This is a genomic window from Amycolatopsis sp. GA6-003 (genome assembly GCF_046267895.1).
Classification (GTDB): domain Bacteria; phylum Actinomycetota; class Actinomycetes; order Mycobacteriales; family Pseudonocardiaceae; genus Amycolatopsis.
In genome coordinates, this window is the sequence record NZ_CP176499.1 from 6,720,763 (window position 1) to 6,747,273 (window position 26,511).

The 26,511-nt window shown below is 70.6% G+C and carries 24 protein-coding genes; 16 read left to right on the forward strand and 8 right to left on the reverse strand.

All coding sequences use genetic code 11. The features are described 5' to 3' along the window. Nucleotides 1-133: 133 nt before the first annotated feature. Nucleotides 134-598, reverse strand: coding sequence for a metallopeptidase family protein (locus tag F9C12_RS30490; RefSeq protein ID WP_409185201.1), 465 nt, complete (start codon nucleotides 596-598; stop codon nucleotides 134-136). Nucleotides 599-677: 79 nt separating this feature from the next. Here F9C12_RS30490 and F9C12_RS30495 point away from each other — a divergent pair, with 79 nt between their 5' ends. The 8 genes from F9C12_RS30495 to F9C12_RS30530 all read left to right on the forward strand — a co-directional run bounded on the left by F9C12_RS30495 (nucleotide 678) and on the right by F9C12_RS30530 (nucleotide 8,800). After that, nucleotides 678-1,031, forward strand: a complete 354-nt coding sequence (locus F9C12_RS30495; protein ID WP_037718335.1) for a DUF3499 domain-containing protein — start codon at nucleotides 678-680, stop codon at nucleotides 1,029-1,031. Nucleotides 1,032-1,106: 75 nt separating this feature from the next. Then, on the forward strand, nucleotides 1,107-2,462 hold the full coding sequence (locus F9C12_RS30500; protein WP_409462654.1) for a phosphomannomutase/phosphoglucomutase: 1,356 nt from the start codon (nucleotides 1,107-1,109) through the stop codon (nucleotides 2,460-2,462). Nucleotides 2,463-2,530: 68 nt separating this feature from the next. Beyond that, nucleotides 2,531-2,758: a Trm112 family protein gene (locus F9C12_RS30505; RefSeq protein WP_409185203.1), complete on the forward strand. Its 228-nt coding sequence runs from the start codon at nucleotides 2,531-2,533 to the stop codon at nucleotides 2,756-2,758. A gap of 2 nt (nucleotides 2,759-2,760) precedes the next feature. Continuing rightward, nucleotides 2,761-3,846 (forward strand): hypothetical protein, encoded by a 1,086-nt coding sequence (locus F9C12_RS30510; protein WP_409185204.1) that lies wholly within the window; start codon nucleotides 2,761-2,763, stop codon nucleotides 3,844-3,846. Between the two features lie 82 nt (nucleotides 3,847-3,928). After that, nucleotides 3,929-5,161 (forward strand): mannose-6-phosphate isomerase, class I, encoded by a 1,233-nt coding sequence (gene manA / locus F9C12_RS30515; protein ID WP_409186898.1) that lies wholly within the window; start codon nucleotides 3,929-3,931, stop codon nucleotides 5,159-5,161. A 94-nt stretch (nucleotides 5,162-5,255) separates the two neighbouring features. Beyond that, entirely contained in the window at nucleotides 5,256-6,170 is a 915-nt protein-coding gene (locus F9C12_RS30520) for a cation diffusion facilitator family transporter (RefSeq protein ID WP_409185205.1), read from the forward strand. 78 nt (nucleotides 6,171-6,248) lie between these two features. Then, the gene (locus tag F9C12_RS30525) at nucleotides 6,249-7,790 is read left to right on the forward strand and encodes an amino acid permease (protein WP_409462655.1); all 1,542 of its coding nucleotides are present in this window, start codon (nucleotides 6,249-6,251) and stop codon (nucleotides 7,788-7,790) included. 290 nt (nucleotides 7,791-8,080) lie between these two features. Continuing rightward, a complete protein-coding gene (locus F9C12_RS30530; RefSeq protein ID WP_409185207.1) occupies nucleotides 8,081-8,800 on the forward strand; it encodes an LPXTG cell wall anchor domain-containing protein in 720 nt (239 codons plus the stop codon). Between the two features lie 106 nt (nucleotides 8,801-8,906). Here the strand turns inward: F9C12_RS30530 and F9C12_RS30535 are convergent, their stop codons facing one another. After that, the gene (locus F9C12_RS30535; protein WP_409467103.1) at nucleotides 8,907-11,144 is read right to left on the reverse strand and encodes a hypothetical protein; all 2,238 of its coding nucleotides are present in this window, start codon (nucleotides 11,142-11,144) and stop codon (nucleotides 8,907-8,909) included. Between the two features lie 128 nt (nucleotides 11,145-11,272). On the opposite strand from F9C12_RS30535, the gene ahcY reads away from it, so the two are divergent. Next, a complete protein-coding gene (ahcY, locus tag F9C12_RS30540; protein WP_409462656.1) occupies nucleotides 11,273-12,745 on the forward strand; it encodes an adenosylhomocysteinase in 1,473 nt (490 codons plus the stop codon). A 115-nt stretch (nucleotides 12,746-12,860) separates the two neighbouring features. Here ahcY and F9C12_RS30545 read toward each other — a convergent pair whose 3' ends face one another. Then, a complete protein-coding gene (locus F9C12_RS30545) occupies nucleotides 12,861-13,403 on the reverse strand; it encodes a helix-turn-helix domain-containing protein (protein ID WP_409462657.1) in 543 nt (180 codons plus the stop codon). A 47-nt stretch (nucleotides 13,404-13,450) separates the two neighbouring features. Between F9C12_RS30545 and F9C12_RS30550 the strand changes: the two genes are divergently transcribed. Beyond that, nucleotides 13,451-13,915 carry a YbaK/EbsC family protein gene (locus tag F9C12_RS30550; protein WP_409462658.1) on the forward strand — a complete coding sequence of 155 codons (465 nt, stop codon included), beginning with the start codon at nucleotides 13,451-13,453 and terminating at the stop codon, nucleotides 13,913-13,915. A gap of 3 nt (nucleotides 13,916-13,918) precedes the next feature. Here F9C12_RS30550 and F9C12_RS30555 read toward each other — a convergent pair whose 3' ends face one another. Next, nucleotides 13,919-14,881, reverse strand: coding sequence for a hypothetical protein (locus tag F9C12_RS30555; protein WP_409185211.1), 963 nt, complete (start codon nucleotides 14,879-14,881; stop codon nucleotides 13,919-13,921). A 366-nt stretch (nucleotides 14,882-15,247) separates the two neighbouring features. On the opposite strand from F9C12_RS30555, the gene F9C12_RS30560 reads away from it, so the two are divergent. Beyond that, entirely contained in the window at nucleotides 15,248-15,493 is a 246-nt protein-coding gene (locus F9C12_RS30560) for a hypothetical protein (RefSeq protein ID WP_409462659.1), read from the forward strand. 26 nt (nucleotides 15,494-15,519) lie between these two features. Next, complete coding sequence (locus tag F9C12_RS30565) at nucleotides 15,520-16,161, forward strand: dTMP kinase (RefSeq protein ID WP_409185213.1); 642 nt, start codon at nucleotides 15,520-15,522, stop codon at nucleotides 16,159-16,161. Here the strand turns inward: F9C12_RS30565 and F9C12_RS30570 are convergent. Then, a complete protein-coding gene (locus F9C12_RS30570; RefSeq protein ID WP_409462660.1) occupies nucleotides 16,158-16,730 on the reverse strand; it encodes a TetR family transcriptional regulator in 573 nt (190 codons plus the stop codon). The two genes, F9C12_RS30565 and F9C12_RS30570, sit on opposite strands and share 4 nt — an antisense overlap. Before the next feature lie 83 nt (nucleotides 16,731-16,813). Here F9C12_RS30570 and F9C12_RS30575 point away from each other — a divergent pair, with 83 nt between their 5' ends. Further along, nucleotides 16,814-17,716: an SDR family oxidoreductase gene (locus tag F9C12_RS30575; RefSeq protein WP_409462661.1), complete on the forward strand. Its 903-nt coding sequence runs from the start codon at nucleotides 16,814-16,816 to the stop codon at nucleotides 17,714-17,716. Here F9C12_RS30575 and solA read toward each other — a convergent pair. The 3 genes from solA to F9C12_RS30590 form a co-directional block, all read right to left on the reverse strand. Next, the gene (solA, locus tag F9C12_RS30580) at nucleotides 17,706-18,830 is read right to left on the reverse strand and encodes an N-methyl-L-tryptophan oxidase (RefSeq protein WP_409462662.1); all 1,125 of its coding nucleotides are present in this window, start codon (nucleotides 18,828-18,830) and stop codon (nucleotides 17,706-17,708) included. The genes F9C12_RS30575 and solA overlap by 11 nt on opposite strands. After that, entirely contained in the window at nucleotides 18,827-21,064 is a 2,238-nt protein-coding gene (locus F9C12_RS30585) for an FAD-dependent oxidoreductase (protein WP_409462663.1), read from the reverse strand. The genes solA and F9C12_RS30585 overlap by 4 nt, the downstream gene beginning before the upstream one ends. Nucleotides 21,065-21,237: 173 nt before the next feature. Continuing rightward, nucleotides 21,238-22,023: an IclR family transcriptional regulator gene (locus tag F9C12_RS30590; protein ID WP_409462664.1), complete on the reverse strand. Its 786-nt coding sequence runs from the start codon at nucleotides 22,021-22,023 to the stop codon at nucleotides 21,238-21,240. 173 nt (nucleotides 22,024-22,196) lie between these two features. On the opposite strand from F9C12_RS30590, the gene mtrA reads away from it, so the two are divergent. From mtrA to F9C12_RS30605, 3 genes are read left to right on the forward strand one after another with little or no spacing between them, the layout of a single operon-like run. Then, entirely contained in the window at nucleotides 22,197-22,874 is a 678-nt protein-coding gene (gene mtrA / locus F9C12_RS30595; protein WP_037355684.1) for an MtrAB system response regulator MtrA, read from the forward strand. Between the two features lie 7 nt (nucleotides 22,875-22,881). Next, on the forward strand, nucleotides 22,882-24,612 hold the full coding sequence (gene mtrB, locus F9C12_RS30600) for an MtrAB system histidine kinase MtrB (protein WP_409185219.1): 1,731 nt from the start codon (nucleotides 22,882-22,884) through the stop codon (nucleotides 24,610-24,612). Next, entirely contained in the window at nucleotides 24,609-26,366 is a 1,758-nt protein-coding gene (locus F9C12_RS30605; protein ID WP_409462665.1) for an LpqB family beta-propeller domain-containing protein, read from the forward strand. The genes mtrB and F9C12_RS30605 overlap by 4 nt, the downstream gene beginning before the upstream one ends. Nucleotides 26,367-26,511 lie beyond the last annotated feature (145 nt).

Here is a 26,511-nt window from a genome sequence, read left to right on the forward strand (position 1 = left end):
CGAACGCCAATTGTGCTGACGGTTCGGGGGTGCTTGTCAAGGCGGGAAAGATGCCTTGACAAGCACCCCCGAACCGCAGAGCGGCTTCGGATCGGGGTTGGGGGCGGTGTGGGTGCTTCGATCGCGGGGCGGGTCAGTCGCCTTCGATTACGTCTGGTTCTACGCCTAAGTAGCCCGCGACCTGCTCTACCAGGACGTCGTGGACCAGGTCCGCTAGTTCTGACGGGTCTTTCGCGCGTGCTTCCAGCGGGCGGCGGTACAGGACGATCCGGGCGCGGGTGGGCAGGCCGGTCCGGTCGACGCCGGCGGGTACCAGCCGGGACAGGGGGACGGTGCCGTCGTGCAGTACGCCGTCTGCTGGGGCGCGGCCGTCCATGCGGACTTCGGGGACGTCGTCTACCGCTACGTCCAGTTTCGTCAGCTCGTGCCGCCAGCGTGCTTCGATGGGCTCCAGAGCGTCCAGAACCAGCGCGTCGAAGCGTTCCGCGCGGCTCGCCGCCGCGGGCAGGGACGCCGGATAGAGCGTTCCGCGCAGGCCCCGGCCGTGCCGGTCCCGTCGCAGCCGCTGCCGTTGTCGGTAGTCACGAGCCGTCGCCACCGGCCAAGTCTATGCGGTCGCCAGGGCAACGCGCGTGTCGCCGGTACTCGCTTGCGGCGACACGCTATCGTTTCGGATCGTGCGGAGCGTACGGAAATGTTCGCGAACGGGTTGCCTCGAACCCGCTGTCGCCACGCTCACGTATGCCTACCAGGACTCGACCGCGGTCGTCGGGCCGCTGGCCACCGCTTCCGAACCGCACTCCTACGACCTCTGCGAGGCCCACGCGCTGCGGCTGACCGTCCCGAAGGGCTGGGAAGTCGTCCGGCACGAGGGGGCCTTCGCCGCTCCGGAGCAGTCCGCCGACGAGCTGACCGCGCTGGCCGAGGCGGTGCGCGAGGCCGGTCGCTCCGACGTCCCGCCCGCGCAGCCCGAGCCCGAAGGACCCTCCGGCAGGCGCGGCCATCTGCGCGTCCTCCCGGGGCGCGCCTGAGCCGTCCTCCCGACCGGTAGGCTTTCGCCCGCGGCGCGAGTGGCGTCGCCACGGAACTAGCGGCGGGGAGAAGGCGTGCCAGACCTTTCGGGCATCGTGAAGGCCTACGACATTCGCGGCGTGGTCGGCGAACAGCTCGACGCCGCCCTCGTCCGGGACTTCGGGGCCGCGTTCGCGCTGCTCATCAAACCCGAGGCGCCGGCCGTGGTGATCGGCCACGACATGCGCGATTCGTCGCCGGAGCTGGCCGCGGCGTTCGCCGACGGGGTGACCTCGCAGGGCCTTGACGTGGTGTCGATCGGCCTGGCCAGCACCGACCAGCTCTACTTCGCCTCCGGCTCGCTCAACCTGCCGGGCGCGATGTTCACCGCGAGCCACAACCCCGCGAAGTACAACGGCATCAAGATGTGCCGCGCCGGGGCCTCGCCGGTCGGGCAGGACACCGGCCTCGCGGAGATCCGCGACACCGTCGAGCAGGGCGTTCCCGCCTTCGAAGGGCAGCGCGGCACCGTCTCCGAGCGCGACGTCCTCGGCGACTACGCCGCCTACCTGCGCAATCTCGTCGACCTGTCCGGTTCGCGGCCGCTCAAGATCGTGGTCGACGCGGGCAACGGCATGGGCGGGCACACCGTCCCGACCGTCTTCGAGGGCCTGCCGATCGAGATCGTGCCGATGTACTTCGAGCTCGACGGCACCTTCCCGAACCACGAGGCCAACCCGCTCGACCCGGCCAACATCGTCGACCTGCAGGCCAAGGTGCGCGAGGTCGGCGCGGACGCCGGGCTGGCGTTCGACGGCGACGCGGACCGCTGCTTCGTCGTGGACGAGCGCGGCGAGCCGGTGTCGCCGAGCGCGATCACCGCGCTGGTCGCGGTGCGCGAGCTGGCCAAGGAGCCGGGCGGAACGGTCATCCACAACCTGATCACGTCGAAGGGCGTGCCGGAGATCGTCGCCGAGCACGGCGGCAAGCCGGTGCGCACCCGGGTCGGGCACTCCTTCATCAAGGCCGAGATGGCCCGCACCGGCGCGATTTTCGGCGGCGAGCACTCCGCGCACTACTACTTCCGCGACTTCTGGCGCGCCGACACCGGCATGCTGGCCGCGCTGCACGTGCTCGCCGCGCTCGGCGAGCAGAACGGTCCGCTGTCCGCGCTCACCCAGGACTTCTCGCGCTACGCGGCGTCCGGCGAGATCAACTCGACGGTCAGCGACCAGGTCGCGCGGATGATCGCGGTGAAGGACGCGTACGCCGGCAAGTCCGGCGTCGAGATCGACGAGCTGGACGGCCTCACCGTGCAGCTGCCCGGCGGCGCGTGGTTCAACCTGCGCCCCTCCAACACCGAACCGCTGCTGCGGCTCAACGTGGAGGCCGCCGACCGGGCCGCGGTCGAGGCGCTCACCGCCGAGGTGCTGGCCATTGTCCGGGCCTGACCGGCTGGCGCCGGATTGTGTCCGGAAGGCGCCCTCAACACCCCAACGACGCGTGGTATGGAGGAACTATGGCCATCACGCTTGACGCACAGCTGCTGGAGATCCTCGCGTGCCCGTCGCCGGATCACGCGCCGCTGCGTCCCGGCACGCCGGACGACGCCGAGGCCGACGCGCTGACCTGCACCGAATGCGGCCGGGTGTACCCGGTGCGCGACGGGATCCCGGTGCTGCTGCTCGACGAGGCGACGCTGCCCGGTCCGTCCGGGCCCGACGCTGATCACGGCGACAGTGCTTGACCATGCTTGACGATTCCCTGCTCGACGACTCCGCGCGGCTGGCCGACGCCGACCGCGCGGGGTTGCTGCGCGCCGCCGCGATGGCAGGCGCGCAGGTGCGGGCCACCGCCGAGGCGGCGGCAGAACTGGAGCTGAGCGAGCGGCTGGACGTCGGGCGTCCGCGTTCGCTGGTGCTCATCGACCGGCCAGGGGTGAGCCGCACGCTCACCCGCCTGCTGGCCGCGCTGCTCACGCCGTCGTGCCCGGTGCCGGTCGTGGTGGCCGAATCGGTACCGGCCTGGATCGGCGCGCTGGACGTGGTGTTCGCGCACACCGACGACGCGGGCGACCGCGAGCTGGCCGCCTCGCTCGAGCGCGCCGCCCGGTTCGGCGCGTCGGTGGTGCTGTCCGCGCCGGCGGACGGGCCCGTCGCGGCGGCGGTGGCGGGCAAGGGCGTGCTGCTCGCGCCGCGCGTTCCGGTGCCGCCGGAGCTGGCGTTCCCGCGCGGGCTGGCCGCCGGCCTGCTCACCGCGAACGCGCTCGGCCTGCTGGTCGCGGACGTGCAGGCGCTCGCCGACCAGCTCGACCTCGAGGCGGAGAAGGACTACCTGGCACGCGAGTCGTTCGCCAATCCGGCGAAGGCGCTCGCGCTGCGGGTCGCGGACCGGGTGCCGCTGCTGTGGGGGCTCGACCCGGTCGCGGTGGCGGTCGGCGAGCACGCGGCGCACGCGTTCGCCGCGCACGCCGCGCTGGTGTGCGACGTGGAGGACTTCCGGCAGGCGCTGGCCCGCCCGGCCCTGCGCCGGGCCGCCCAGTCCGGCGGTGCGGAGCGAGACATTTTCGCTGATCCAGACGACTCTCCTGGTGGAGTCGCGACGCGGGTGCTGCTGCTGTCGGTGCGGACCGGTCCGGCCACCGAGGCGGCCCGGTACCAGGCCGAGGAGTTCCTGCCCGGTGCGGACCTGATCGCGCCCGCCGAGGAGATCGAGGCCGACGAGATCGTCCGCGCCGCGGTGCTGGCGCTGCGGTTCGAGCTGGCCGCGGTGTACCTGGGGCTGGCGGCGGGCAGCATCGGCGGGGCCGGGAGATACGAACCGGCCTCCGCCTGAGGGAGCAGGGGGGAACGCGGGCAGGCGGTTCCGCCGCCGCGTGCGTCGGCTCAGTGCCGACGGGAAGGATTGGGAGTTGACAGTGGAGCTGTTGCGCAACGCCGTACGGCCCTACGCCTGGGGATCGCGAACGGCCATCCCGCAGCTGCAGGGACGTCCGGTGCCGGCGCCGCACCCCGAGGCAGAGCTGTGGATGGGAGCGCACCCAGGGGACCCGTCGCACGTGCTCGGCCCGGACGGCACCGAACTGAGCCTGCTCGAACTCGTCGACGCCGATCCGGTCGGCCAGCTCGGCGAGGACTGCGCGCGGCGCTGGGGCAACCGGCTGCCGTTCCTGCTGAAGATCCTCGCTGCGGAAGAACCGCTGTCGATGCAGGCGCACCCGTCGGCGGCGCAGGCCGCGGAAGGCCATGCCCGCGAAGAGAAGCTGGGCATCCCGCGCGACGCCGCGAACCGCAACTACCCGGACCCGACGGCGAAGCCGGAGCTGGTCTGCGCGCTGACGGAGTTCCACGCGCTGGCCGGGTTCCGCGACCCGAACCGCACGGTCAAGCTGCTGAAGGCGATCGAGACGCCCGGGCTGGGCAAGTACACCGGCCTGCTGGAAGCCCAACCGGACCCGGCCGGCCTGCGTGCGTTGTTCACCACCTGGATCACGCTGCCGCAGTCCGCGCTGGACGAACTGCTGCCGGAGGTGCTCGACGCGTGCGTCCGGCACGTCCAGGACCACGGCGAGTTCGCGACGGAATGCCGCACGATCCTGGAACTGGGCGAGGCACACCCGCGCGACGCCGGCGTGCTGGCCGCGCTGCTGCTCAACCGCCTGACCCTGCGCGCCGGCGAGGCGATCTACCTGCCCGCCGGGAACCTGCACCTGTACCTGCACGGCACCGCGGTGGAAATCCTGGCGAACTCGGACAACATCCTGCGCTGCGGCCTCACCCCGAAGCACGTGGACGTGCCGGAGCTGCTGCGCGTGGTCGACTTCGCGTGCGGGGAAATGCCGGTGCAGCACGGAGAATGCGCCGGCCAGCGAATGGCGGTGTACCACACGGACGCCCCGGAATTCGAACTGTCGCGCATGGAATGGGCGGCCGGGGACGACGCCGAGCTGGAGGTCGACTCGGCCGGACCGCAGATCCTGCTGTGCACCGAGGGGGACCTTCTGGTGCTCGCTTCGGACGGGGAACGGGTGGAATTGCGGAGGGGCCAGTCGGTCTGGCTGCCCGCCGCGGACCCGGCGGTGCGAGTGCGTCCGCTGGGCGGGGAGAAGTCGCAGCTGTTCCGGGCTACCGCCGGATCTTGCGAGTTGTGAGCTGACCAGCTGATTGTCAGGCCCAGCGCTCCCCGCCGCCAAGGCTCCTCTAGGCTCCCACCGGGCAATTCGGGCGCGGAGCAGGGAGCGGGAAGTGTCAGCTGGCGGGGGAACCAAGGCGATCATCGCGGCGCTCGCCGCCAACGCCGGGATCGCGGTGGCCAAGTTCGTCGGCTTCCTGGTCACCGGGTCGTCGTCGATGCTGGCGGAGGCGGTGCACTCGCTGGCCGACACGTCGAACCAGGGGCTGCTGCTGCTCGGGCAGAAGACCTCCAAGCGGCGCGCCACCCGGGAGCATCCGTTCGGGTTCGGCCGCGAGCGGTACTTCTACTCCTTCATCGTCGCGCTGATGCTCTTCACGCTCGGCGCGGCGTTCGCCCTCTACGAGGGCATCCACAAGATCATCGAGCCGCAGCCGCTGGAGACGCCGGTCGTCGCGGTGGCCATCCTGGTCGTCGCGATCTGTCTCGAGGGCTACAGCTTCCTCACCGCGATGGGGGAATCCCGCAAGATCAAGGGCAACGCGAGCTGGTGGCGGTTCATCCGCCAGGCCAAGGAGCCCGAGCTGCCGGTCGTGCTGCTGGAGGACTCCGGCGCGCTGCTCGGCCTCGTGTTCGCGTTGCTCGGCGTCGGGCTTTCGGTGCTGACCGGCGACCCGGTGTTCGACGGCATCGGCACGGTCTTCATCGGCGTGCTGCTCGGCGTCATCGCGATCATCCTGATCGTCGAGATGAAGAGCCTGCTGATCGGCGAGGGCGCGACCGAGACCGACCTCGCGACCATTGTGGACGAACTGGCCGCGGGCAAGGTCGAGCGCGTCATCCACATCCGCACCCAGTACCTCGGCCCGGACGAACTGCTCGTCGCCGCGAAGCTCGCGCTCGTGCCCGGACTCGACACCGCCGCCATCGCCACCGCGATCGACGACGCCGAGGCCCGCGTGCGCGCGAAGGTCCCCGTCGCGACGTTGATTTACCTGGAGCCCGACCTCGACCGCGCGGCGCGCTGACTGTCCGGACAGCTGGCGCCCAACTGACACGCTAGGGTGGCGCCCGGTCCCCACGAAGGTCACCGCAGGAGGTCAACGTTGCCCGGCACTGGGTTGTGGCGCACCAAATCAATCGAGCAGTCCATTTCGGACACCGATGAACCGGAGACGAAACTCCGCAGGAACCTGAGCGCGTGGGACCTCACGGTCTTCGGCGTCGCGGTGGTCATCGGCGCCGGCATCTTCACGCTCACCGCGCGCACCGCGGGCGACTTCGCCGGGCCGTCGGTGTCCGTCGCGTTCGTGATCGCGGCGATCGCCTGCGCGCTCGCCGCGTTGTGCTACGCCGAATTCGCTTCCACCGTCCCGGTCGCGGGCAGCGCGTACACGTTCTCCTACGCCACCTTCGGCGAGTTCATGGCGTGGATCATCGGCTGGGACCTGATCCTGGAGCTGGCCGTCGGCGCCGCCGCGGTGGCCAAGGGCTGGTCGTCCTATCTGCAGACGGTGCTGGAGTACATCTTCGGCAAGGGAACCAAGACGTCGATCGATCTCGGCGGCGGTTTCGGCATCGACTGGGGCGCGTTCATCGTCGTGGCCGCGCTGGTGACGCTGCTGGTGCTCGGCACGAAGCTGTCGTCGCGGTTCTCGATGGTGATCACCGGCATCAAGGTCGCCGTCGTGCTGTTCGTGGTCATCCTGGGCTTCTTCTACATCAAGGCCAGCAACTACACGCCGTTCGTCCCCGAGGGCAAGCCCGCCGGATCCGGGTCGAGCGGCGTCGACCAGTCGCTGTTCTCGCTCATCGCGGGCGGCGGCAGCAGCACCTTCGGCATCTTCGGCCTGCTGGCCGGGGCGTCGATCGTGTTCTTCGCGTTCATCGGGTTCGACATCGTCGCGACCACCGCGGAGGAGACCCGCAACCCGCAGCGGGCCGTGCCGCGCGGCATTTTCGGTTCGCTGGCGATCGTGACCGTGCTGTACGTCGCGGTGTCGCTCGTGGTCGTCGGCATGGTGCCCTACACCGACCTGTCGACCTCGGCGGGCGACGGCAGCCACAAGACGCTCGCCACCGCGTTCTCCGCGAACGGCGTCGACTGGGCCGCGAACGTCATCTCCGTCGGCGCGCTGGCCGGGCTCACCACCGTCGTCATGGTCCTGATGCTCGGCCAGGTGCGGATCATCTTCGCGATGTCCCGCGACGGCCTCATGCCGCGCGCGCTGGCCAGGACGAGCGACCGCGGGACGCCGAAGCGCGCCACGCTCGTGGTCGGCGCCCTGGTCGCGGCAGGCGCGACGTTCTTCCCCGCCGACAAGCTCGAGGAAATGGTCAACGTCGGCACGCTGTTCGCGTTCATCCTGGTGTCCGCGGGCGTGCTGGTGCTGCGCAAGACCCGTCCGGACCTGACGCGGGCGTTCCGCGTCCCGGGCGTGTGGGTCATCGCGCCGCTGGCGATCCTGGCCTGCCTGTGGCTGATGCTGAACCTGACCGTGCTGACCTGGCTGCGGTTCGTCGCCTGGATGGTGCTCGGCGTGGTCATCTACTTCGCCTACAGCCGCCGGCACTCGCTGCTCGGCAAGCGCCAGTCGGGGGTGGACCAGGGCGGAGTGGTCTCCGGCTCCGCGCCGCCGGTCGACTGACCGGTTTTCGCTGCTCAGCGGCCCGTCGCCCGTCGTGGGCGGCGGGCCATTTCGCGTGCTGGGCCAGCAGGTGGTCACGGATGCGCAACTCGCGAATCTCAGTTCGGGCGGCTGCTCGGGCCCACCACGGAAGGCCGACGGAGGGTGCGATACCCTCCGCGTCGTCTTCCCTCTGACGGGTTAATCACTCTCGGGTAATTCGCACGAACAGTGGTCGGGGTTCCTACGGAGGGTCGCAGTTCTCCGCGTGTCTTATCCCCCGTTCGGATTTTTCCTTGAGGAGCAACTCCATGCCCATCAGCACCAGACTTCGCGCTGGTTTCACGGTCGCCGCGGTGGCCGGACTGGCTCTGCTCGGCACCGCGACCTCGGCGCTCGCCTGCACCACGGACGACGACCGGGCGAAGCCGGTCGAGGGCAAGGCGAGCACGTGCGCCGAGGCGAAAGTGCCCGGCGAGCTGCTCGCCGCGGGCGACCTCACCGTCACCGGCGGCACGAAGACGGACCAGTACCTGAACGTCACGGCGGTGCGCGAGGGCGTCACGGTCACCGCGATCGTGGTCAAGGGCGGCCCCGGTTTCAACGTGTACGTACCGGGCAAGAAGGGCCTGTCGGCCACGCCGCCGTGGGAGAAGCTGCGCTCGCCGTTCAACCGCGGCGACCAGCTGCCGACGATCAGCCACTGGTTCGCGTGCGGCACCAAGACCGCGCCGACCAAGCCGCCGGTTTCGGAGACGCCGACCACGACTCCGGAGCAGCCGACTTCGGAAGCTCCGACCACGACGCCGGGGACGCCGGCGACCTCGTCGGCTCCGAGCGGGGCGACCTCCGCTCCTGCTACGACCAGTGCTCCGGCCGCGGTTCCGGCGGGGAATCAGAACGGGACTGGCGGCGGGTTGGCCAACACTGGGTTCGACAATGCCTGGTTGTTCTGGGTGGCCGGGGTGTTGATCGTCGCCGGTGGCGGGTTGTTGGTGCTGCTGAAGCTGCGTCGCCGGGGTACTAACTGACAGTTGGGGGTGTTTGCCAAGGCGGGGGAGATGCCTTGGCAAACACCCCCGAACTGCGGGGGCTTCGCATCGGAGTGCGGGGGAGGCGCTGGGCGCGTCTGGCGGCCTAGCGCGGGCGAGGCAGGTCGCCGAAGAGGGAGCCTTGTTCGCCTAGTGTCCTTGCTCGGCCGTTCGGGCGGCCCAGGCCCGCGGCCATGGCCACGGCGTTGTCCCATTCCGGGTCGGCCAGATATTCGGTGTGTTTGAGGACTCCTGGGGCCCAGCGGTGGCGGCCGTCGGGGTTGCGCAGGGGGTCTGGGACCCAGTGGTCGCCGCCGAGGACCAGGACTCCCGCGTCGTCCGGGGTTGCTTCCAGGGCTCCCCATTTGCCATCCGGGAGGTAGCCCTCGCCCAGCAGGTGGCCGTTGCTCGTTTGGTGGCGCCAGGTGGTTACGCCGCCGCCGAAGATGTCTGTTCCCCGGCACAGTGCGCGCCAGCGGCCGTCCAGTGCGGAGAACAGCTCTGCCAGCGAGTCTTGGGGCAGCACAGCCGGGAAGGCGCGTTGGTAGCCCCACTGCAGCGGGGACCCCGCGGTGAGGAGGCCGACTCGGTCGCGTTCGTCCGGCGGGAGTTCGGCGCAGAGTTGGGCGGCGGTGAGCACGGTCAGGACGCTGCCCAAATTCAAGCCCGACAACACGACTCGCGTGCCGGGTTCGGCCAGGTGTTCCTTGACTCGCGCGGCCAGTTCGGGGACAACTTTGAGCGCGTAGCAAGGCGGTACGCCGGGGTGGGCGGCGCGGGGCCAGAAAGACACAAGGTCCGCCAGCGCGCCCAGGTGGCGGCTTCGTTGCGGCGAACGGGCCGCGGAGTAGACCACTCGCAGCAGACCGGCGGCCAGCGCGCCCAATGCGAATACGCCGATCGCCGAGACTGTGGTGAACCAGCTTGGCTGCAGGTTGAACCCGAAGCGGACGACCAGCAGCGCGATCGCGCCGACACACAGGCCGAGCGCGACGATCACGGCCAGGTGGTGCAGGTGGCGGCGTTCCCACGCGGAACGCGCCCAAGCCCGGGCAGCGTCTTGTTCCTGTTGTTCGTCGTGTTCCATCAGTTCGACGATGGGCGGGATGCCGCGCCGGCGGCGGCGCAGCGGGACGGCGATGGCGTATCCGGCGATGGCGAGCAGGGCCATCAGGCCCAGTCCGCCGCCCCACAGCACGGTGACCAGGTCGTACGTCGTGGGCAGGGCAAGCTTGTCGGCGCGGAGCAGTTTTCGGACGGCGATCGCCAAGCCGGCGCCGAAACCGCCGCCGAGGAGTCCGGCGAGTGCGAGTACCGGAGCCGCTGCCCAGCCGCCGAGCCACGGGCGGAGGCGGCGGGGGCGGTCGCGCCAGGCGGAACGGGCCAGCAGTGCCGACGGGATCAGCGCGAGGGCGAACAGCAGGGTGACTACCAGCAGGGAGCCGCCGAGTCCTTCGACGGTGGTGTCGACGCCGGGGAGCCGGTTGTCGACCGGGACGGCCAGCACCGTGGCGTAGACGACCAGCAGCGTCGCGAAGGTGATCAAGGTCCGGCGCGCGATGGCGCCCGCGTCGCTGCCGATCGCGCCCGCGACCAAAACGGCGAGGACCAGCGCGAGCGTGCAAATCCAGCCGATCAATTGCGGGATTTTCGTGGGCACGTGAAATGGTCCGCCCAGCAAGAGCAAGGCAATGCAGGCGAGCGCGGCAACCGCGTGGATCGCGGACATTCCGGGCGCTTCCGGATCCGCGCGCAACCGCATCGGAGCGCCTTTGCGGACCGGATGTTCGGGCGGGCGCACCCGCCAGTTCGTGGACGAGATCCGGTGCAGGGCGTAGACCAGCGCGAGGAGCACCGCCACGCCGATGCCGATCCGCAGCGGTCCCTTGCGCAGTTCCGGGGTCACCCAGGTGAGGCAGCCGCGTCCGGGAGCGAGGCACTGCGTCGCGACGAGGTCCAGCACCGCCGCCGCGACCTGGCTGACCAGCAGCATGGTGAGCAGCACCGCGGCGATCCGCAGCAGGCCGCGGCACAGTCCGCCGAGCCAGCGGCCGCGGTGCACCGGCGGCAGCATCCAGAACGCGACGTTCGCCAGCGAGAACGGGAACAGCAGCGCCCAGGCGGCCTTCGCGACGCCGCCGGACGTCATGCCGCTCCACAGGTAGCCTTCGACAGTGCGCGGGATCGACCGGCCGAGCGCGGGCACCACCGGACCGGGAGCCGGACGCCGCAGCCGGTCGGCCGGGCGCACCACGCGGCCGAGTTCGTCGCCGGCGACGTCGACGGTCTGGACCGTGTCGAGGAGCGTCTCGCCGCTCGTGCCCACGAGTCCGGACACCCTCATTTCGACGATGCGGGTGTCAGGGCCGGGGAGCGGGGCGGGCACGGTGGTTCTCTCCTCATCCGTTCGAGTCAGGGTCGAGCCGACAACGGTACTGTTCAGGTGCCATCAAACCTTGGAGGAACCGCACTATGACCCCCGAAAGCGTTGTCAAGCGGCACGACACCCGGGGCGGCATCGAATTCGCCGTCGCCGATCTCGAGGCCGCCGAGTTCGGCCGGAAGGAGATCCGGCTGGCCGAGCACGAGATGCCCGGCCTGATGGCGCTGCGTCGCGAATACGCTGAGGTCTACCCGCTGCGCGGGGCGCGAATCGCCGGGTCGCTGCACATGACCGTGCAGACCGCGGTGCTGATCGAGACGCTGGTGGCGCTCGGCGCGGAGGTGCGCTGGGCCTCGTGCAACATTTTCTCCACGCAGGACCACGCCGCGGCCGCGGTCGTCGTCGGGCCGCACGGCACGCCCGAGGAGCCCAAGGGCGTCCCGGTGTTCGCGTGGAAGGGCGAAACGCTCGAGGAATACTGGTGGTGCACTGAGCGGATGCTCACGTGGGAGGGCGAAGGCCCGAACATGATCCTCGACGACGGCGGCGACGCCACCATGCTGGTGCACAAGGGCACCGAATACGAGAAGGCGGGCGTGGTTCCGCCCGCCGACGACGAGGACCCCGAGGAATGGAAGGTCTTCCTGGAGCTGCTGCGCGCTTCGGTCGCGGCGGAGCCGGGCAAGTGGACCGCCATCGGGCAGGGCGTGAAGGGCGTCACCGAGGAAACCACCACCGGCGTGTTGCGGCTGTACCAGCTGGCGGCCGCGGGCGAGCTGCTGTTCCCGGCGATCAACGTCAACGACTCGGTGACCAAGTCGAAGTTCGACAACCGCTACGGCATCCGGCACTCGCTGATCGACGGCATCAACCGCGGCACCGACGTGCTGATCGGCGGCAAGGTCGCGGTGGTCTGCGGCTACGGCGACGTCGGCAAGGGCGCGGCGGAATCGCTGCGCGGCCAGGGCGCCCGGGTGATCGTCACCGAGATCGACCCGATCTGCGCGCTGCAGGCGATGATGGACGGCTACGAGGTCAAGCGCCTCGAGTCGGTGCTGGACCAGGGCGACATCTACGTGACCACCACCGGCAACAAGAACGTGGTGATGGTCGAGCACATGGCGCGGATGAAGCACCAGGCCATCGTCGGCAACATCGGCCACTTCGACAACGAACTCGACATGGCCGGCCTCGCCCGCTACCCCGGCGTGCGGCGCGTGAACATCAAGCCGCAGGTCGACGAGTGGGTGTTCCCAGACGGCAAGAGCATCCTCGTGCTGTCCGAGGGTCGCCTGCTGAACCTGGGCAACGCGACCGGGCACCCGAGCTTCGTGATGTCGAACAGCTTCGCGAACCAGGTCATCGCGCAGGTCGAGCTCTTCACCAAGACCGAGGAGTACGACAAGGAGGTCTACCGCCTCCCGAAGAAGCTGGACGAAAAGGTCGCCCGCATCCACCTGGAAGCCCTCGGCGGCGAGCTGACGAAGCTGTCGAAGGAACAGGCGGAATACATCGACGTGGACGTCGAGGGCCCGTTCAAGTCGGAGCACTACCGTTACTGATCGCTGACCTCGAAGCCGCCCCGGAATTCGTTTCGGGGCGGCTTTTGTCTGCAATTGAAAACGCGCTCGACCGGACTCGGGGAGAATGGGCAAAAGCCAGCGGACTCCTCGTCCGCTAACTTGGATACCGCATCGTCAGCACCGCAGTGGCCGGTCCGCCAATTCCGCGGTAAACATGCTCCGTTTCCGCGATAAACGTATGCGTCCCGGCCGCGGAAACCGTCACCGGCGCGTCCATCGGCCCCACCTCCGCCGTTCCGGTGAGCACGGTCAGCACTTCCCGCACGCCAGGGCGGTGCGGCTGCGAAACCTGGACCAGCTCGTGGATCGTCAGCCGGTACACCTCCGTCACGCCGTCGGGGTCCTCCCAGCGGCCGAGCAGGGTCGCGGCCACGCTGTCGCCGTGGGCTTCGGCCACGCCGTCGTCGCCGAAGAGCAAGTCGCTCAACGGGATCGACAGCGCGGTGGCGATGGCGAACAGCGTGTCCAGCGTCGGGTTGCGGCGGCCGTTTTCCAGTTCCGACAGCGTTCCCTTGCCGAGGCCGCTGTCGGTGGCGAGCGTGGTCAGGCCGACGCCCGCGCGGGTGCGCAGCGTGCGGATGCGGGTACCGACCGCCGCGGCGAGGGCGCGGCCGTCCGGGGCGGGTGACGTCGACACCCGGCCTAGTCTAGTGTTCTGTTTACAGAACAGCTGGAGGTGTGCGGATGTCGGCAGTGCACAACGTGCAGGACGCGCTCGACGAGGCGGGCGTCGAAGGACGGGCGCGGACGCTCCCGCAGTCCACGCGGACGGCGGCCGAGGCGGCGGAGGCGCTCGGCTGCGAGGTCGGCGCGATCGCGAACAGTCTGGTCTTCGTGGCCGACGACGCCCCGCTGCTGGTCTTGACCAGCGGCGCGCACCGGGTGGACGTCGAGGCGCTCGCCGCGCGGCTCGGGCGCGGCCGGATCCGCCGGGCCAAGCCGGACGAGGTGCGCGCGGCCACCGGCCAGGTGATCGGCGGCGTGTCGCCGGTCGGGCATCCGGCTCCGCTGGAAACGGTGGTCGACGAGGCGTTGCGGCAGTACTCGCGGGTGTGGGCCGCGGCCGGTGCGCCGAACGCCGTCTTCCCGACGACGTTCGACGAACTGGTCCGGATCACCAAGGGCACGCCGATGCGGGTGGACGGGTAAAGCTCAGTTCCATTCCACCGCGATGCCGGCCAGCCCTGGTCCGGTGTCGCGGAAATACCCGCTCGTCACGCCGCCGGTGTCGCACGGCAATTCCTCCGCCTCGACCGGAAGGGCGTCGTCGCGGGCGCGGACCTCCCGGGTGATCCGGGCGGGCATCGCGGTGGGCGCGAACTGCAGCTGCAGCAGATAGCTCGCGCACTGGTCGCGCAGCATCCGGTAGTAACCGGGGAACGTCACCGCGGAATTGTCGTGGATTTCAAAACAGAAGACATGGATTTCGCCCTCGGCGAGCTTCCGGTCGAAAAGCAGCTCGGTCGCCATCGTCTCGCGCGCCGGATGCCTGCGGATCCGGCCGACGCGGCAGCCTTCCGCGGTGATCAGCTCGACGTCGTCGATCCGGCAGCCGGGATCGCCGTTGTAGACCGCCACGTACCGGTCCGGTCCGTGCCGCCGCGCGCGGGTGACCAGCCGGGTGCGAAATTTCACCTGATGTTTGTGTTCGTCGATGGTGATCTGGTCGTGCACCGACAGCATTTCCAGGTCGGAGTTGGACTGCCGGGACGCGGGCGCCGCGCCGAGGTCGCTCATCAGCTGCTCGACGATCGCGCCCATCTCGCCCGAGCGCAGGTCGTGGAACGACGCCGCGGCCTGGTGCCCGCGCGGGCGCGCGGTGCGCGGGCCGATCAGCACCACGAGCGAGTCCGCGGGCAGCTGCAGCACCGATTCCAGCGCGCGGACCGCGGGCAGCGCCTTCGGCACCTCCGGCTGGCGCAGGCCGCGCTGCCAGTAGCTCAGCGTCGACTGTCCGATGTGGACGCCGCGGAGCGCGAGATGCGCCCGCAGCCGGGCGAGCGACAGGCCGCGATGCGCGATCGCGAGCCGCAGCGCCTGGTGGAATTCTCCGGATCGCAGTGCTTCGCCTAGCTCGGGCGGCAGTTCACCCGCGCCGCGCCGGCCAGGTTCCATGATCAGTGGGCCATCCCCGTCTCGTGCCACCGCTGTCCCTTCAACGCCGCCCGTGCGCTGGGCGTGAATGCCGCGGAACGTTCACGTTAGCAGCGCGCGGTCACGGGTCCGGCCCCCGTTTGGTGTGCTTGGCCACGGAAGGGTAACCGTTCCGTGTTCCACGGCGGACCCGGAACACCCTCCTAGCCGGACGGGCATCTTGCTCCGAGTGATCGACCGGTTCACCGTGGTGACCACCACTGGCCACGTCTAGGCGGGAGGTGCGTCGTGGGTCTGGGGAAACCGAATCACGTGGGGAGCACTGCCGGGCGGGTCCGGCGGTCCTCGACCACTTGCCGAAGGCACGTCGGACGCTTGCTGCTCCTCGTGGCGTTCACGGGCCTGGCGTTGCCGGTGTCGGCTCCGGGCGCGGGCGCGGCGCAGCCCGCCGGCGCCGGCAACGCCCACCTTACGTCCGCGCCGCGCGCCGAGGTGGTGTCGAGGGACGGCCAGAGCACGCCGGCCCAGCCGCACGGCGACGACTGGATTCCGCTGCTCTGTATCGCCGGCCTGCTGATCGCGGTGCCGGTGGGTTACCTCGGCTACGTCCGCGCGCGCCGCGAGACGGCCTGAGCACCCCACCAAGTATCTTCGACCAGGTGGGGCGACTGGTCGTAATCGAAGGTCTGGACGGCGCGGGCAAGCGGACGCTGTCCGAGGGGCTGACTGCTGCGCTGGAAGACGCCGGCGCGAGCGTCGGCACTCTGGCCTTCCCGCGTTACGGCCGCAGCGTGCACGCGGATCTGGTGCGGGAAGCGCTGCACCGCGGGCACGGCGACCTCGCCGACTCGGTGTACGGGATGGCGCTGCTCTACGCCCTCGACCGCAGCGGTGCGGCCGACGAGATCCGCGCGCTGCTCGCGGCCAACGACGTGGTCCTGCTGGACCGCTACGTCGCCTCGAACGCCGCGTACGCCGCCGCACGGCTGCGCGAGCACGCGGATGGCGCTGTGGTGCAGTGGGTTTGGGACCTCGAGGTCATGCGGTTCGGCCTGCCGCGTCCGGACGCGCACCTGCTGCTGCGGGTGAGCCCGGAGGTCGCTGCCGAGCGAGCAGTCCGCCGAGCGGAGTCGGACGCGGCAAGGGCGCGCGATGCGTTCGAGTCGGACGATTCGCTGCAGCAGCGTTGTGCCGCGGTGTACGACGAGCTGGCCGCAGCGTCGTGGCTCGCGCCGTGGCATGTGCTGGACGGCGTGGCTGGGGTTGATTTGCCGATGCTGGCGAAGTCCCTGCTGGCTTAGCCCAGTGCCGCGGTGGCGGTGCGCACCTCGGCGAGCGCTTCGACGGCCAGCGGGCCGAACTCCCGTCGGTTGCCTGCCTCGACCCACCGGTGGAAGGCCGTCGTGAACGCGAGGCAGCCCAATTCGGCCGCGATGAGCGCGGTCGGCTCCTTGATCCCGCGTGTGGCGAGCGCGTCGTGCATGGCCGCGACCATCTTGGTGCGCTTGAGCAATTCGCGTTCGAGCAGTTCGCTGTTCGCCGCCACGACCGGCTGCCGGGCCCGGGCCTGAGCCAGCCGCTCGCCGGTGAAAACCGCCGCCACGGCATCCAATGCCCCGCCGACCGCTTCGAACGGCGTCGCGTCCGCTGGCGCCCCGGAGATGCCTTCGGAGAACAGCCGGGTCAGTTCCTCCTGTCCGCCGAACAGCACCTCGCGCTTGTCGGCGAAATAGCGGAAGAAGGTCCGTTTCGTGAGCCCGGCGCGCTCGGCGATTTCGGCGACCGTGGTCTGGTCGTAGCCGCGTTCGGTGAACAGGTCGAGCGCGGCCTGCGCCAAGCGTTGCCGTGCGTTCGGTTCCCAGCGGCCCATGCCGTCCAGTCTAGGTGATGACACCTGATGACATCAGGCGTACAGTGATGGCACTAGGTGTCATCAACCTTGAAAGGACAGCCATGCGGGTTTTCGTCACCGGGGCCAGCGGGCACGTCGGCTCGGCCCTCGTTCCCGAACTCCTCTCCGCCGGGCACGAGGTGGTCGGCCTTGCCCGGTCGGAGGCCTCCGCCGCGGCGCTCGCCGAACGCGGGGCGCGGGTGCGGCGCGGCGATCTCGACGACCTCGACGGCCTGCGCGAGGCGGCCGCCGAAGCGGACGGCGTCGTGCACCTGGCGTTCAAGCACGACCTGATGGCCAGCGGCGAGTTCGCCGGCGCGGTCGAAGCGGACCTCGCCGCGCTGAAGGCGTTCGGCGAAGCTCTCGCCGGCACCGGCAAGCCGCTGGTCTCGACCTCCGGCACCTTGATGCTCGCCGGGCTGGGCCGCACCGGGACCGAGGACGACCGCCTTCCCGGCGGCTCGCGCGTCGACGCGGAAAACTACGTGCTCGGGCTTGCCGAAGACGGCGTCCGCTCGTCAGTCGTGCGGCTGCCGCCGTCGGTGCACAGTTCGCTCGACAAGCACGGATTCGTCCCGACCATGATCCGCTTCGCTCGCGCGGCCGGGGTTTCGCCGTACGTCGGCGACGGGGCCAACCGCTGGTCCGCCGGACACACGCTCGACGTGGCCCGGCTCTACCGGCTGGCCTTGGAGAGCGCTCCGGCCGGAAGCCTGCTGCACGCGATCGGCGACGAAGCCGTCTCGCTCCGGCAGATCGCCGAGACGATCGGCGCGCGGCTCGGGGTCCCGGCGAAGTCCATCCCGCCGGAGGAAGCCGCGGCGCACTTCGCGTTCCTGGCCCCGATGGTGCAGGCCGACGCTCCCACGTCCGCCGCGCGCACCCGTGAACTCCTCGGCTGGCAGCCGGAACACCCGGGCCTGCTTGAAGACCTGGCGGAAGAGCACTACTTCGCTACGGCGTGAACCTCGCCGGATCGAACAGCGAGATCGGATGCCGCGTCGTCCCGTCGACGATCAGCTCGGCGAGGATTTCCCCGACCACCGGCACGAATTTGAAGCCGTGCCCGGAAAACCCGCACGCCACCACCACTCGCGGATGCTTCGGGTGCGGCGCGATCACGAAGTGCTCGTCCGGCGTGTTGGTGTAGAGGCAGGTCGCCGCGCGGCGGAAGGTCGCCGGGAGCGTCGGCATCCGGGAGCCGACGACGTCCGCGACTGCGCGTACCTCGTCGTCGTGGATCCGCCGGTCGATCGTGTCGGCGGTGCACGGCGTGCCGCCGAGGTGCACGGCGACTTTGATGCCTTGCGAGGTGTGCGCGGGAAATCCGTAGAACTGGCCGCCTTCCGCGGTTTCCCAGACGTAGACGGGATGATCGACGAACGGCCGCACGTCCTCCGGTTCGAACCAGTACTGGACCTGACGGCGCACCTCGAAATCGACGCCTAGGTCCGCGAGCAGCACCGGTGCCCACGCGCCCGGGCACAGCACGAGCCGCTCGGCGGTGTAGTAACTCGAAGCGGTGCCGACGCGCACCCCGGTTTCCGTGCTGGTCCAGGTGAAAACCTGCTCCTCGTGGTGCAGTTCGGCACCGTGGCGCGCGGCGAGCTGCAGGTGTGCGGCGACGCTTCCTTCGGGCGACACGAAACCGGCGCCCGGCTCCCACAGCGCCACCTCGTCCTCGGCCGGGGTGATGGTGGGGAACCGGCGCCGGATCTCGGCCGCGTCCAGGATTTCGTGCGGGATGTCGAACTTCTCCGCGGAAAGCGTGCTGCCCGCGATCGTGCGCGACTCCGGCGGTCCGCCCATCACCGCACCGCAGCGGGTGAACAGCGAGCGGCCGGAGTCGCGTTCGAGTTCGTCCCACATCTCGTGGGCGCGCAGCAGCAGCGGCACGTAATCCGGGCCTTCGAGGTATGCCTGCCGCGTGATCCGCGAACCGCCGTGGCTCGAACCGAGGTTGTGCACCGGCGCGAACTGGTCGATCCCGAGCACCTTCTGGCCCCGTCGCGCCAGCCGGTAGGCAGCCGCGCTGCCCATTCCGCCGAGCCCGACCACGATCACGTCGTAATGCGTCATTCACCGCTCCTCAACGGCTCCGCGGCCACCTTCGCCGCGAGCCGTTTCCCGAAGTGCTCGATGTCCACTGGCGTCCGCGGCCGGGCGTCCTCCACGGGAAGCCAGGCGTAGGCCAGGTTTTTGTCGATGGTGTAACCGTAAGCGCCGCTCGTGACGTATCCCGCCGGGCGGCCGTCGACGTACACCGGTTCCCGGCCGCGCATCACGGAATGCGCGTCGTCGACCACCAAGCACGCCAGTTTCCGGCGCACCGTCGAAGGAGAACGGTGGAGAAGCGTGTCCCGGCCGAGGAAGTAACCCTTGTCCATCCGCACCGCGAACCCGAGGCCGGCCTCGTACGGATCGTGCTCGGTGGTCACGTCCACGCCGCAGTTCCGGTGCCCCTCCTCCATCCGGAGGCTGCGCAGCGCGTCCTCGCCGGCCGCGACGATCCCGTACGGCCGGCCAGCCGCCCAGACCGCGTCCCACAGCGCCCGGCCGAGCTCCGCGCCGGTGTGCAGCTCCCAGCCGGGTTCGCCCACGTCAGACCCGCGCAGCACGGTCACCGGCACGTCGCCGACGTACGTCCGCCAGACCCGGGAGTCCGATGTGGACAGTTCGGGCAGCACGTGCTCGGCGAGCGGTCCCCACAGGCCGAGGCAGCAGGTGCCGCCGGTGGTTTCGCGCAGCTGGACCGAGCCGTCGCCGGGAAGGTGACGGCGCAGCCAGGCCACGTCCCGGTGATGGCGCGCGGCGACGTGGAACTGCTCCACGCCGAGCCGGGCGACGGTGAGGTCGCTGCGGACGCCGCCGTCTTCGCCGAGCAGCAACGTATTGGTGACGGAGCCGGGCGGACGGTCGAGCTGGTTCGTGGTCATCGTCTGCAGGAACGGCAGCGCGCCGCGGCCGGTGATCTCCAGCCGTCGCCGCGGGGTCAGGTCGAACAACGCCACCCCGCTCCGAGCCGCGATCGCTTCCGCGCGCCCGCCAGCGGAGTACCGCTGAGGCCGCGCCCAGCCGTCTTCCTCGCGAAACTCCGCGCCCAGCGCGACTTCGCGTTCGTAGCAGGGCGAGGTGCGCAGCAGTTCCGTCGCCGCGCGCTGGTGACCCGCCGCCGCCAAACTCCGCTCCCGAACGCGGCCAGGCGCGAGCTGCAGCCGATCGAACCGGGCGAGGTCGACGGAGTGCAGGTCGAGATGCGCTTGCCCCTCGATGAGCCAGCGCGTCAGCTCTCGCGCGACCCCGGCGGACCAAGCACAGGTCAGCGCTTCGGCGACCCAGAACCCGTCGAGATCCGGATGTTCGCCCAGCAGGGGCAACCCGTCCGGCGTACCCGGGACGAATTGCCGGGCTCCCTCCTCGACCTTCGCGTCGGCGAGCGCGGGCACCAACCCGAGTGCGGCCGCCCACGACTCCTCGAAGCCCGCCGGGGCGAACGCGGCGTCGGCTTCGACCGGACCCAGCGCGCTGATGCCCAGCCGGTCGACGTGCTCGCGCAGCGACAAGCCGCCCGCGCGCAGGATCGGTTTGTCCGCCTCGGTGAAGTGATCGTTGTCCCCGGCGAGCTGCGCCAGCGGCGTGGTGCGTGCGTGGTCGACGGCGATCGGCACCACCGGCACCGGGAGATCGACCAGCCGGCCGAACTGCGGCGCGCGCACTCCGGCACACGAGATGACGACGTCGGCACGGAACCGATCGGTCGCCGTCGCCACCGCGGTCACCCGGCCCGCCGTGCGCACGATCTCGGCAATCTCTTGCCCGGTAAGGAATTTCGCGCCTCGCTCCTTGGCCCGGCGGGCCTGTGCGAGCGCCGCGCGGGCCGGTTTGACCAGCCCGTCGCCGGGCAGGTGCAGGCCGCCGGACACTTTCGCGGAGTCGAGCAGCGGATGCAGCTGGGCGCATTCGCCCGGTTCGCGCAGATAGCCGCGCACGCCGGACGACGTCGCCCAGCCAAGCCGTTGCCGCAGCTGGGAAAGCTGCTCCGGCGTGGTCGCGAGTTCCAGGCTTCCGACCGGTTGGAAGCACCAGCCGCCGTCGACGGTCAGCCCGCTGTACTTCTCCGCGGTGTATTTGGCGAACTCGGACGCCGTGCGGTCGGCGTGCGTGCGGAAAAGCAGTCCCGGCCCGGCGGAAACGAGCACCGGTTCCGGTTCGAGGACGGTGACGTCGGTCCAGCCCCGTTCGGTCAGCTCGTCGGCGACCGCGCAGCCGAGGAGCCCGCCGCCGAGCACAACCACCCGCGGTCGCACTGCCATCGCGAGGTACCTCCTGCCTGCCGGCCGTCGCGCGGACGGCCCGGCTCGGGACGAGACAGGCATGCCGGAACGCCCCCGCCGGGGATCGGAAGCGTTGCGGATGGAGATCGATGTTCCGTCTGCTGCAACTCACAAATTGCGGGATCGCGGGCGCGCTGTCAAGGGAGCGGGCCTCAGGCGGAAAAGTAGCCAAGCTGAGCGGAAAGCTCCCGGGCCGCCTCGGCCATCGGCGCGACGATCTGCCGGATCCGCTGTTTCGACAGCCGGTAGGACGGACCGGACGCGCTCATCGCCGCGACCACCTCGCCGCCGGGGCCGCGCACCGGCACCGCGACCGCGTGCATGCCCAGTTCCAGCTCCTCGAACGAGGCCGCGTAACCGTCCTCGGCGACGCGGTCCAGCTCGGCCGCCAGCTCGTCGCGGTCGACCGTGGTGCGCGGCGTGTACTGCTCCAGTTCGTGCGCGAGCATCCGCTTGCGCTCGGCCTCGTCCATCGCGGCCAGCAGCACCTTGCCGCTGGAGGTGGCGTGCAGCGGCGTGCGCTGTCCGGTCCAGTTCTGCGTGGTGATCGCGGCCGACCCGCGGGCCTGGCTGATGTTGATCGCGACGCCGTCGTCGGCGATCGCGATGTTGACCGTCTCGCCCAGCTCCTCGGCGAGCGTCTGGCAGGTCTGCCTGCCGAGCTTCGCCAGGTCCATCCGGCCGGTCGCGGCGCCGGCCAGCCGGACCACGCCGAAGCCGATCGCGTACTTGCCGCGTTCGCCCAGCTGCTCGACCAGCCCGTGCGCCTCCAGCACGCTCAGCAGCCGGGAAGCGGTCGACTTGTGCACGCCTAGCTCTCCGGCGATCTCGGTGATGCCGGTTTCGCCGTTGCGGGCCAGCAGCTCCAGGACCGTGATCGCCCGGTCGACGGACTGCACCGCGCTTCCCGTTGCGTTTCCCGAGTCCTGGTTCCGCATAGCGCAACAGTAACCGTTCGGCTGCGATCTGTTCGGCTGAGCGGGCGAATCCGGCCGCCGCCGGACGCCGGAGGCGTCCGGATGGCCCAACCGGGCCGGTGATCTTGATCTTTCCGGTGGTCAAACGCGCGGGTCGTGCGCACGGGTGCGGGCGGTAGTGCGAACATGTGGTCATGAAGGCACGTGTCTTGGTGGTCGACGACGACCCGGCGTTGGCGGAGATGCTCACCATCGTGCTCCGCGGCGAGGGGTTCGACACCGCGGTGGTCGCGGACGGTTCGCGGGCGCTGCCCGCGCTGCGGGAGCTGAAACCGGACCTGGTCCTGCTCGACCTCATGCTGCCCGGCATGAACGGCATCGACGTGTGCAAGGCGATCCGCGCCGAGTCCGGCGTGCCCATCGTCATGCTCACCGCGAAGAGCGACACCGTGGACATCGTGCTCGGGCTCGAGTCCGGAGCCGACGATTACGTGGTCAAGCCGTTCAAGCCGAAGGAACTCGTCGCCCGCGTGCGCGCCCGGATGCGCCGCACCGAGGCCGAGCCCGCCGAATCGCTCACCATCGGCGATCTCGCGATCGACGTTCCCGGACACGAGGTCACCCGCGACGGCAAGGCGATCCCGCTGACCCCGCTCGAATTCGACCTTCTCGTGGCGCTGGCCCGCAAGCCGCGCCAGGTGTTCACCCGCGAGGTGCTGCTCGAACAGGTGTGGGGCTACCGGCACGCGGCCGACACCCGGCTGGTGAACGTGCACGTCCAGCGCCTGCGCTCGAAGGTGGAGAAGGACCCGGAGCACCCCGAGGTGGTGCTGACGGTGCGCGGAGTCGGGTACAAGGCCGGCCCGCCGTGAGCGTGCGATGACCGGTTTCGCGGGGCGGCTGCGCGCCGCCGTCCGCGCCGCGGCCCGGCTTTCCGGCCGGATCGTGGTTTTCGCCCGCCGCCGCGCGGTGGCGTTCAACGAGCTGTGGAAGCACTCGCTGCAGTTCCGCGTCACGATCTCGACGCTGGCGCTGTCCTCGGCCGTGGTGTTCGTGCTGGGCATGGTCCTGCAGAACCAGATCACCGAACGGCTGCTGGACACCAAACGCCGGGCCGCGATCGAGCAGACCCAGGCGCTGGCCGACACCGCCGCGCGGGAGCTGGTCGGCGTCGGGGGCGAGTCCGCCGAAGCGCTGCACACGCGGCTGCAGAACGCGCTCAAGAAGATCTCGACCACGTCCTCGTCGCGCGCGGGTTCCACCGCGGGCACCTTCGAACCGGTGCTGGCCAGCGTCGGGCGCGGTCAGTCGGACGCCGACCCGGTGTTCGTCGGGCCCTTCGCCGCGGTGCCGGAACGGCTGCGCCAGTTCGTCGAGGCCGACCATCTCGCGCGGCTCGAGCACACCGTTGACGAGAACGGGGTACGGACCACTTACCTGATCGTCGGCACCCCGCTGGCGACCGCGGCCAGTCCGCTGCAGCTCTATTTGCTGTTCCCGCTCACCAGCGAGCAGACGACCGTGTCGACGGTGCAGAACACGCTGTTCGTCGCCGGGATCGTGCTGCTGCTGTTGCTCGCCGGCATCACGAACCTGGTGGTCCGGCAGGTGGTGCGGCCGGTCCGGCAAGCCGTCGCGGCGGCCGAGCAGTTCGCCGGCGGCGACCTCGACCAGCGGCTCGCCGTCGTGGGCGAGGACGACCTCGCCAAACTCGCGGTGTCCTACAACGGCATGGCGGCCAGCATCCAGAACCAGATCCGCCAGCTCGAGGAATTCGGCGGCCTGCAGCGCCGGTTCACCTCCGACGTGTCGCACGAGCTGCGCACCCCGCTGACCACCGTGCGGATGGCCGCCGACGTGCTGCACGCGTCCCGCGAGCAGTTCCCGCCCGGCCTCGCCCGCTCCACCGAGCTGCTGGTCGACGAGCTGGACCGGTTCGAGGCGCTGCTCGGCGACCTGCTGGAGATCAGCAGGCTCGACGCGGGGGTCGAGGAGCTTTCCGCGGAGTACATCGACGTGCGGCCGATCGCGACGCGCGCGGTCGAGCAGGTGCGGGTGCTCGCCGGAACCGCGGGCAGCGCGGTCGAACTGGTGCTGCCGGACGAGGACGCCTCCGCCGAGGTGGACGCGCGGCGGATCGAACGGATCCTGCGCAATCTGCTGGCCAACGCCGTCGACCACAGCGAGGGCAAACCGGTGGTGCTGACGGTCGCGGTGAACGAGTCCGCGGTCGCGATCACCGTCCGGGACTACGGCGTCGGCCTGCGCGCGGGGGAGGCCGAGCTGGTGTTCAACCGGTTCTGGCGCGCCGACCCGTCGCGCAACCGGCGCACCGGCGGCACCGGGCTCGGCCTCGCGATCAGCCAGGAGGACGCGCGGCTGCACGGCGGCGTGCTCGACGCGTGGGGCGAGCCGGGGCACGGCGCGTGCTTCCGCCTCGTGGTGCCGCGGCGGCAAGGCGTGCCGATCGCGGACAGCCCGCTGGTGCTGCCGCCGCCCGACGCGGTTTCGGAAATCACGCTGTCGCCGTCGTCGGTCGCCGAACTGCACCCCGCGCCGGAGGCGATCCTGGCCGATCCGGCCCCGGACCGGGAGGAGGTCGGTCAGTGAGGCGAGTGCTCGTCCTTCTCGCCTGCGCACTGGTGCTCGTGAGCTGCGCGAACGTTCCGCAGGAATCGCTGCCGGTCGTGGTGTCCGTCGAAAAGGCTCCGCAGCAGGCCAACAACGCGCCGGAGCCGCCGGCCAACGCCGAACCGCTGGACATCGTGCGGCTGTTCATCAAGGCCAACGCCGATCCGCGGTCGGGAAACGCGGCCTCGCGGGCGTTCCTCGACGAGAAACAACGCGGCGCGTGGCGGCCGAACCGCTCGTTCACGATCATCGACAAGACCTTCAGCACGGTCTACGACACCGCGGCCAGCACTGGCGCCACCACCACGCCCACTCCGTCGTCGGCCGCGCCGGACCCGAACGTCCGCACCGTCACCGTGCGCGGTTCAGTGCTCGGCACGCTGAGCGCGGACTCGGCGTTCATTCCCGGCAGCGGCCCGGCCGAGCAGACCTTCCAGGTGCACAAACAGGCCGACGGGCAGTGGCGGATCTCCAGCCCGCCCCCGCCGGTGCTGCTGGTGACCGACGACGAGTTCGAGGGCAACTACAACCCGGTCTCGGTGAGCTTCTACTCCGCCGACTCCGGCTCCTTCGCGCCGGACCTGCGCTACGTCCCGGCGAAACCGCAGTCCGGCATGCCGGGGCGGGTGATGGACCTGATCCTGCAGGGACCGTCGGCCGGACTCACCGGCGCGGTGAAAAACCTGTTCGGCGACGGGGTGTCGCTCGAAAACAACGTGAAGAACAACGACGACGGCTCGCTGACCGTGCAGCTGAGCGGGCTCACCGGGGTCGGCCCGGACACGCGGTCGCTGATCGCCGCGCAGATCGTGCTGTCGATGCAGACCGTCACGTCCACCCGGATCCGGCTGCTCGCCGACGGCGCGCCGCTCGTGGCCGGCCACGAATACTGGCGCAGCAGCGATCTGCCCTCGTACAACGCTTCCTCGTCGCCGAACGGACTGATGACGGTCGGCGGCCGCGTCCGCTCGCTCAGCGACGGCGCGCCGATCGCGGGCGCGGTGGGCAACGGCGCGTACCCGGTGGTGAGCGCGGCCCAGTCGATCGACGGCAAACGCCTCGCGGTGGTCGAGCACGACGGCGACCGCGTCCGGCTGCGCATCGGCGACCTCGGCCGCGACCTGCCGACGGTCGACCTCGGCGGCGGATCGCTGAGCCGCCCGACCTGGCGTCCGGCGCAGTCCGGGGCCGGCCCGTCGAACGAGGTGTGGACGGTCGTGGACCACTCGATCATCGCGCGGATGGTCCTCGACCCGAACGGCCACTGGCTGCGCCAGAGCGTCAACGCGAACGACCTGCTGGCCTTGGGCTCGATCGGCGTCCTGCGGCTTTCCCGCGACGGCGCCCGCGTGGCCGCGACGGTGAACGGCCAGCTGGTCGTGGCATCGGTGGTGCGCAGCGGCGACACAGTCACCTTGCGCGAGCCGCGAGTGCTGCAGCCCGGGGTCTTGACGGACGTGCTGGACGTGGACTGGGGCTCGACGCCGGACACCCTGGTGGCTGCGACGTCCTCGCCCTCGCAGCCAGTCCAGCGGCTGTCGGTGGACGGACGGCGAATGGACGCCTACAACAGCTCGAACCTCACCGCACCGGTACGAGCCGTGGCGGCGGCCCCGAGCCAGCCGATCGTGGTCGCGGACGCCGGAGGCCTGTGGACGGCCACCGAACTGGGCGAGGTGTGGCGGCCGCAGGCGCACTCGGTGCAGAACGCGGACCCGTTCTATCCGGGGTGATGCGGCGGTTGTTGGCCGGTTGCCGCGTTCGGTCAGCACAGCTTTTGGTGGCACCTGCCGAGGACCCCGTTGCCCCCTTCGCACTCATCCATCCGGGGTGATGCGGGGTTGTGGGCCGGTTGCCGCGTTCGGTCAGCACGGGGAC

Coding starts and splice junctions, on each gene's coding strand:
- F9C12_RS30505 (WP_409185203.1), top strand. CDS start 2,531: ATGGCCATCACGCTTGACGCACAGCTGCTGGAGATCCTCGCGTGCCCG.
- F9C12_RS30510 (WP_409185204.1), top strand. CDS start 2,761: ATGCTTGACGATTCCCTGCTCGACGACTCCGCGCGGCTGGCCGACGCC.
- F9C12_RS30530 (WP_409185207.1), top strand. CDS start 8,081: ATGCCCATCAGCACCAGACTTCGCGCTGGTTTCACGGTCGCCGCGGTG.
- F9C12_RS30535 (WP_409467103.1), bottom strand. CDS start 11,144: ATGAGGGTGTCCGGACTCGTGGGCACGAGCGGCGAGACGCTCCTCGAC.
- ahcY (WP_409462656.1), top strand. CDS start 11,273: ATGACCCCCGAAAGCGTTGTCAAGCGGCACGACACCCGGGGCGGCATC.
- F9C12_RS30550 (WP_409462658.1), top strand. CDS start 13,451: ATGTCGGCAGTGCACAACGTGCAGGACGCGCTCGACGAGGCGGGCGTC.
- F9C12_RS30555 (WP_409185211.1), bottom strand. CDS start 14,881: ATGGAACCTGGCCGGCGCGGCGCGGGTGAACTGCCGCCCGAGCTAGGC.
- F9C12_RS30570 (WP_409462660.1), bottom strand. CDS start 16,730: ATGGGCCGCTGGGAACCGAACGCACGGCAACGCTTGGCGCAGGCCGCG.
- F9C12_RS30575 (WP_409462661.1), top strand. CDS start 16,814: ATGCGGGTTTTCGTCACCGGGGCCAGCGGGCACGTCGGCTCGGCCCTC.
- solA (WP_409462662.1), bottom strand. CDS start 18,830: ATGACGCATTACGACGTGATCGTGGTCGGGCTCGGCGGAATGGGCAGC.
- F9C12_RS30585 (WP_409462663.1), bottom strand. CDS start 21,064: ATGGCAGTGCGACCGCGGGTGGTTGTGCTCGGCGGCGGGCTCCTCGGC.
- F9C12_RS30590 (WP_409462664.1), bottom strand. CDS start 22,023: ATGCGGAACCAGGACTCGGGAAACGCAACGGGAAGCGCGGTGCAGTCC.
- mtrA (WP_037355684.1), top strand. CDS start 22,197: ATGAAGGCACGTGTCTTGGTGGTCGACGACGACCCGGCGTTGGCGGAG.
- mtrB (WP_409185219.1), top strand. CDS start 22,882: ATGACCGGTTTCGCGGGGCGGCTGCGCGCCGCCGTCCGCGCCGCGGCC.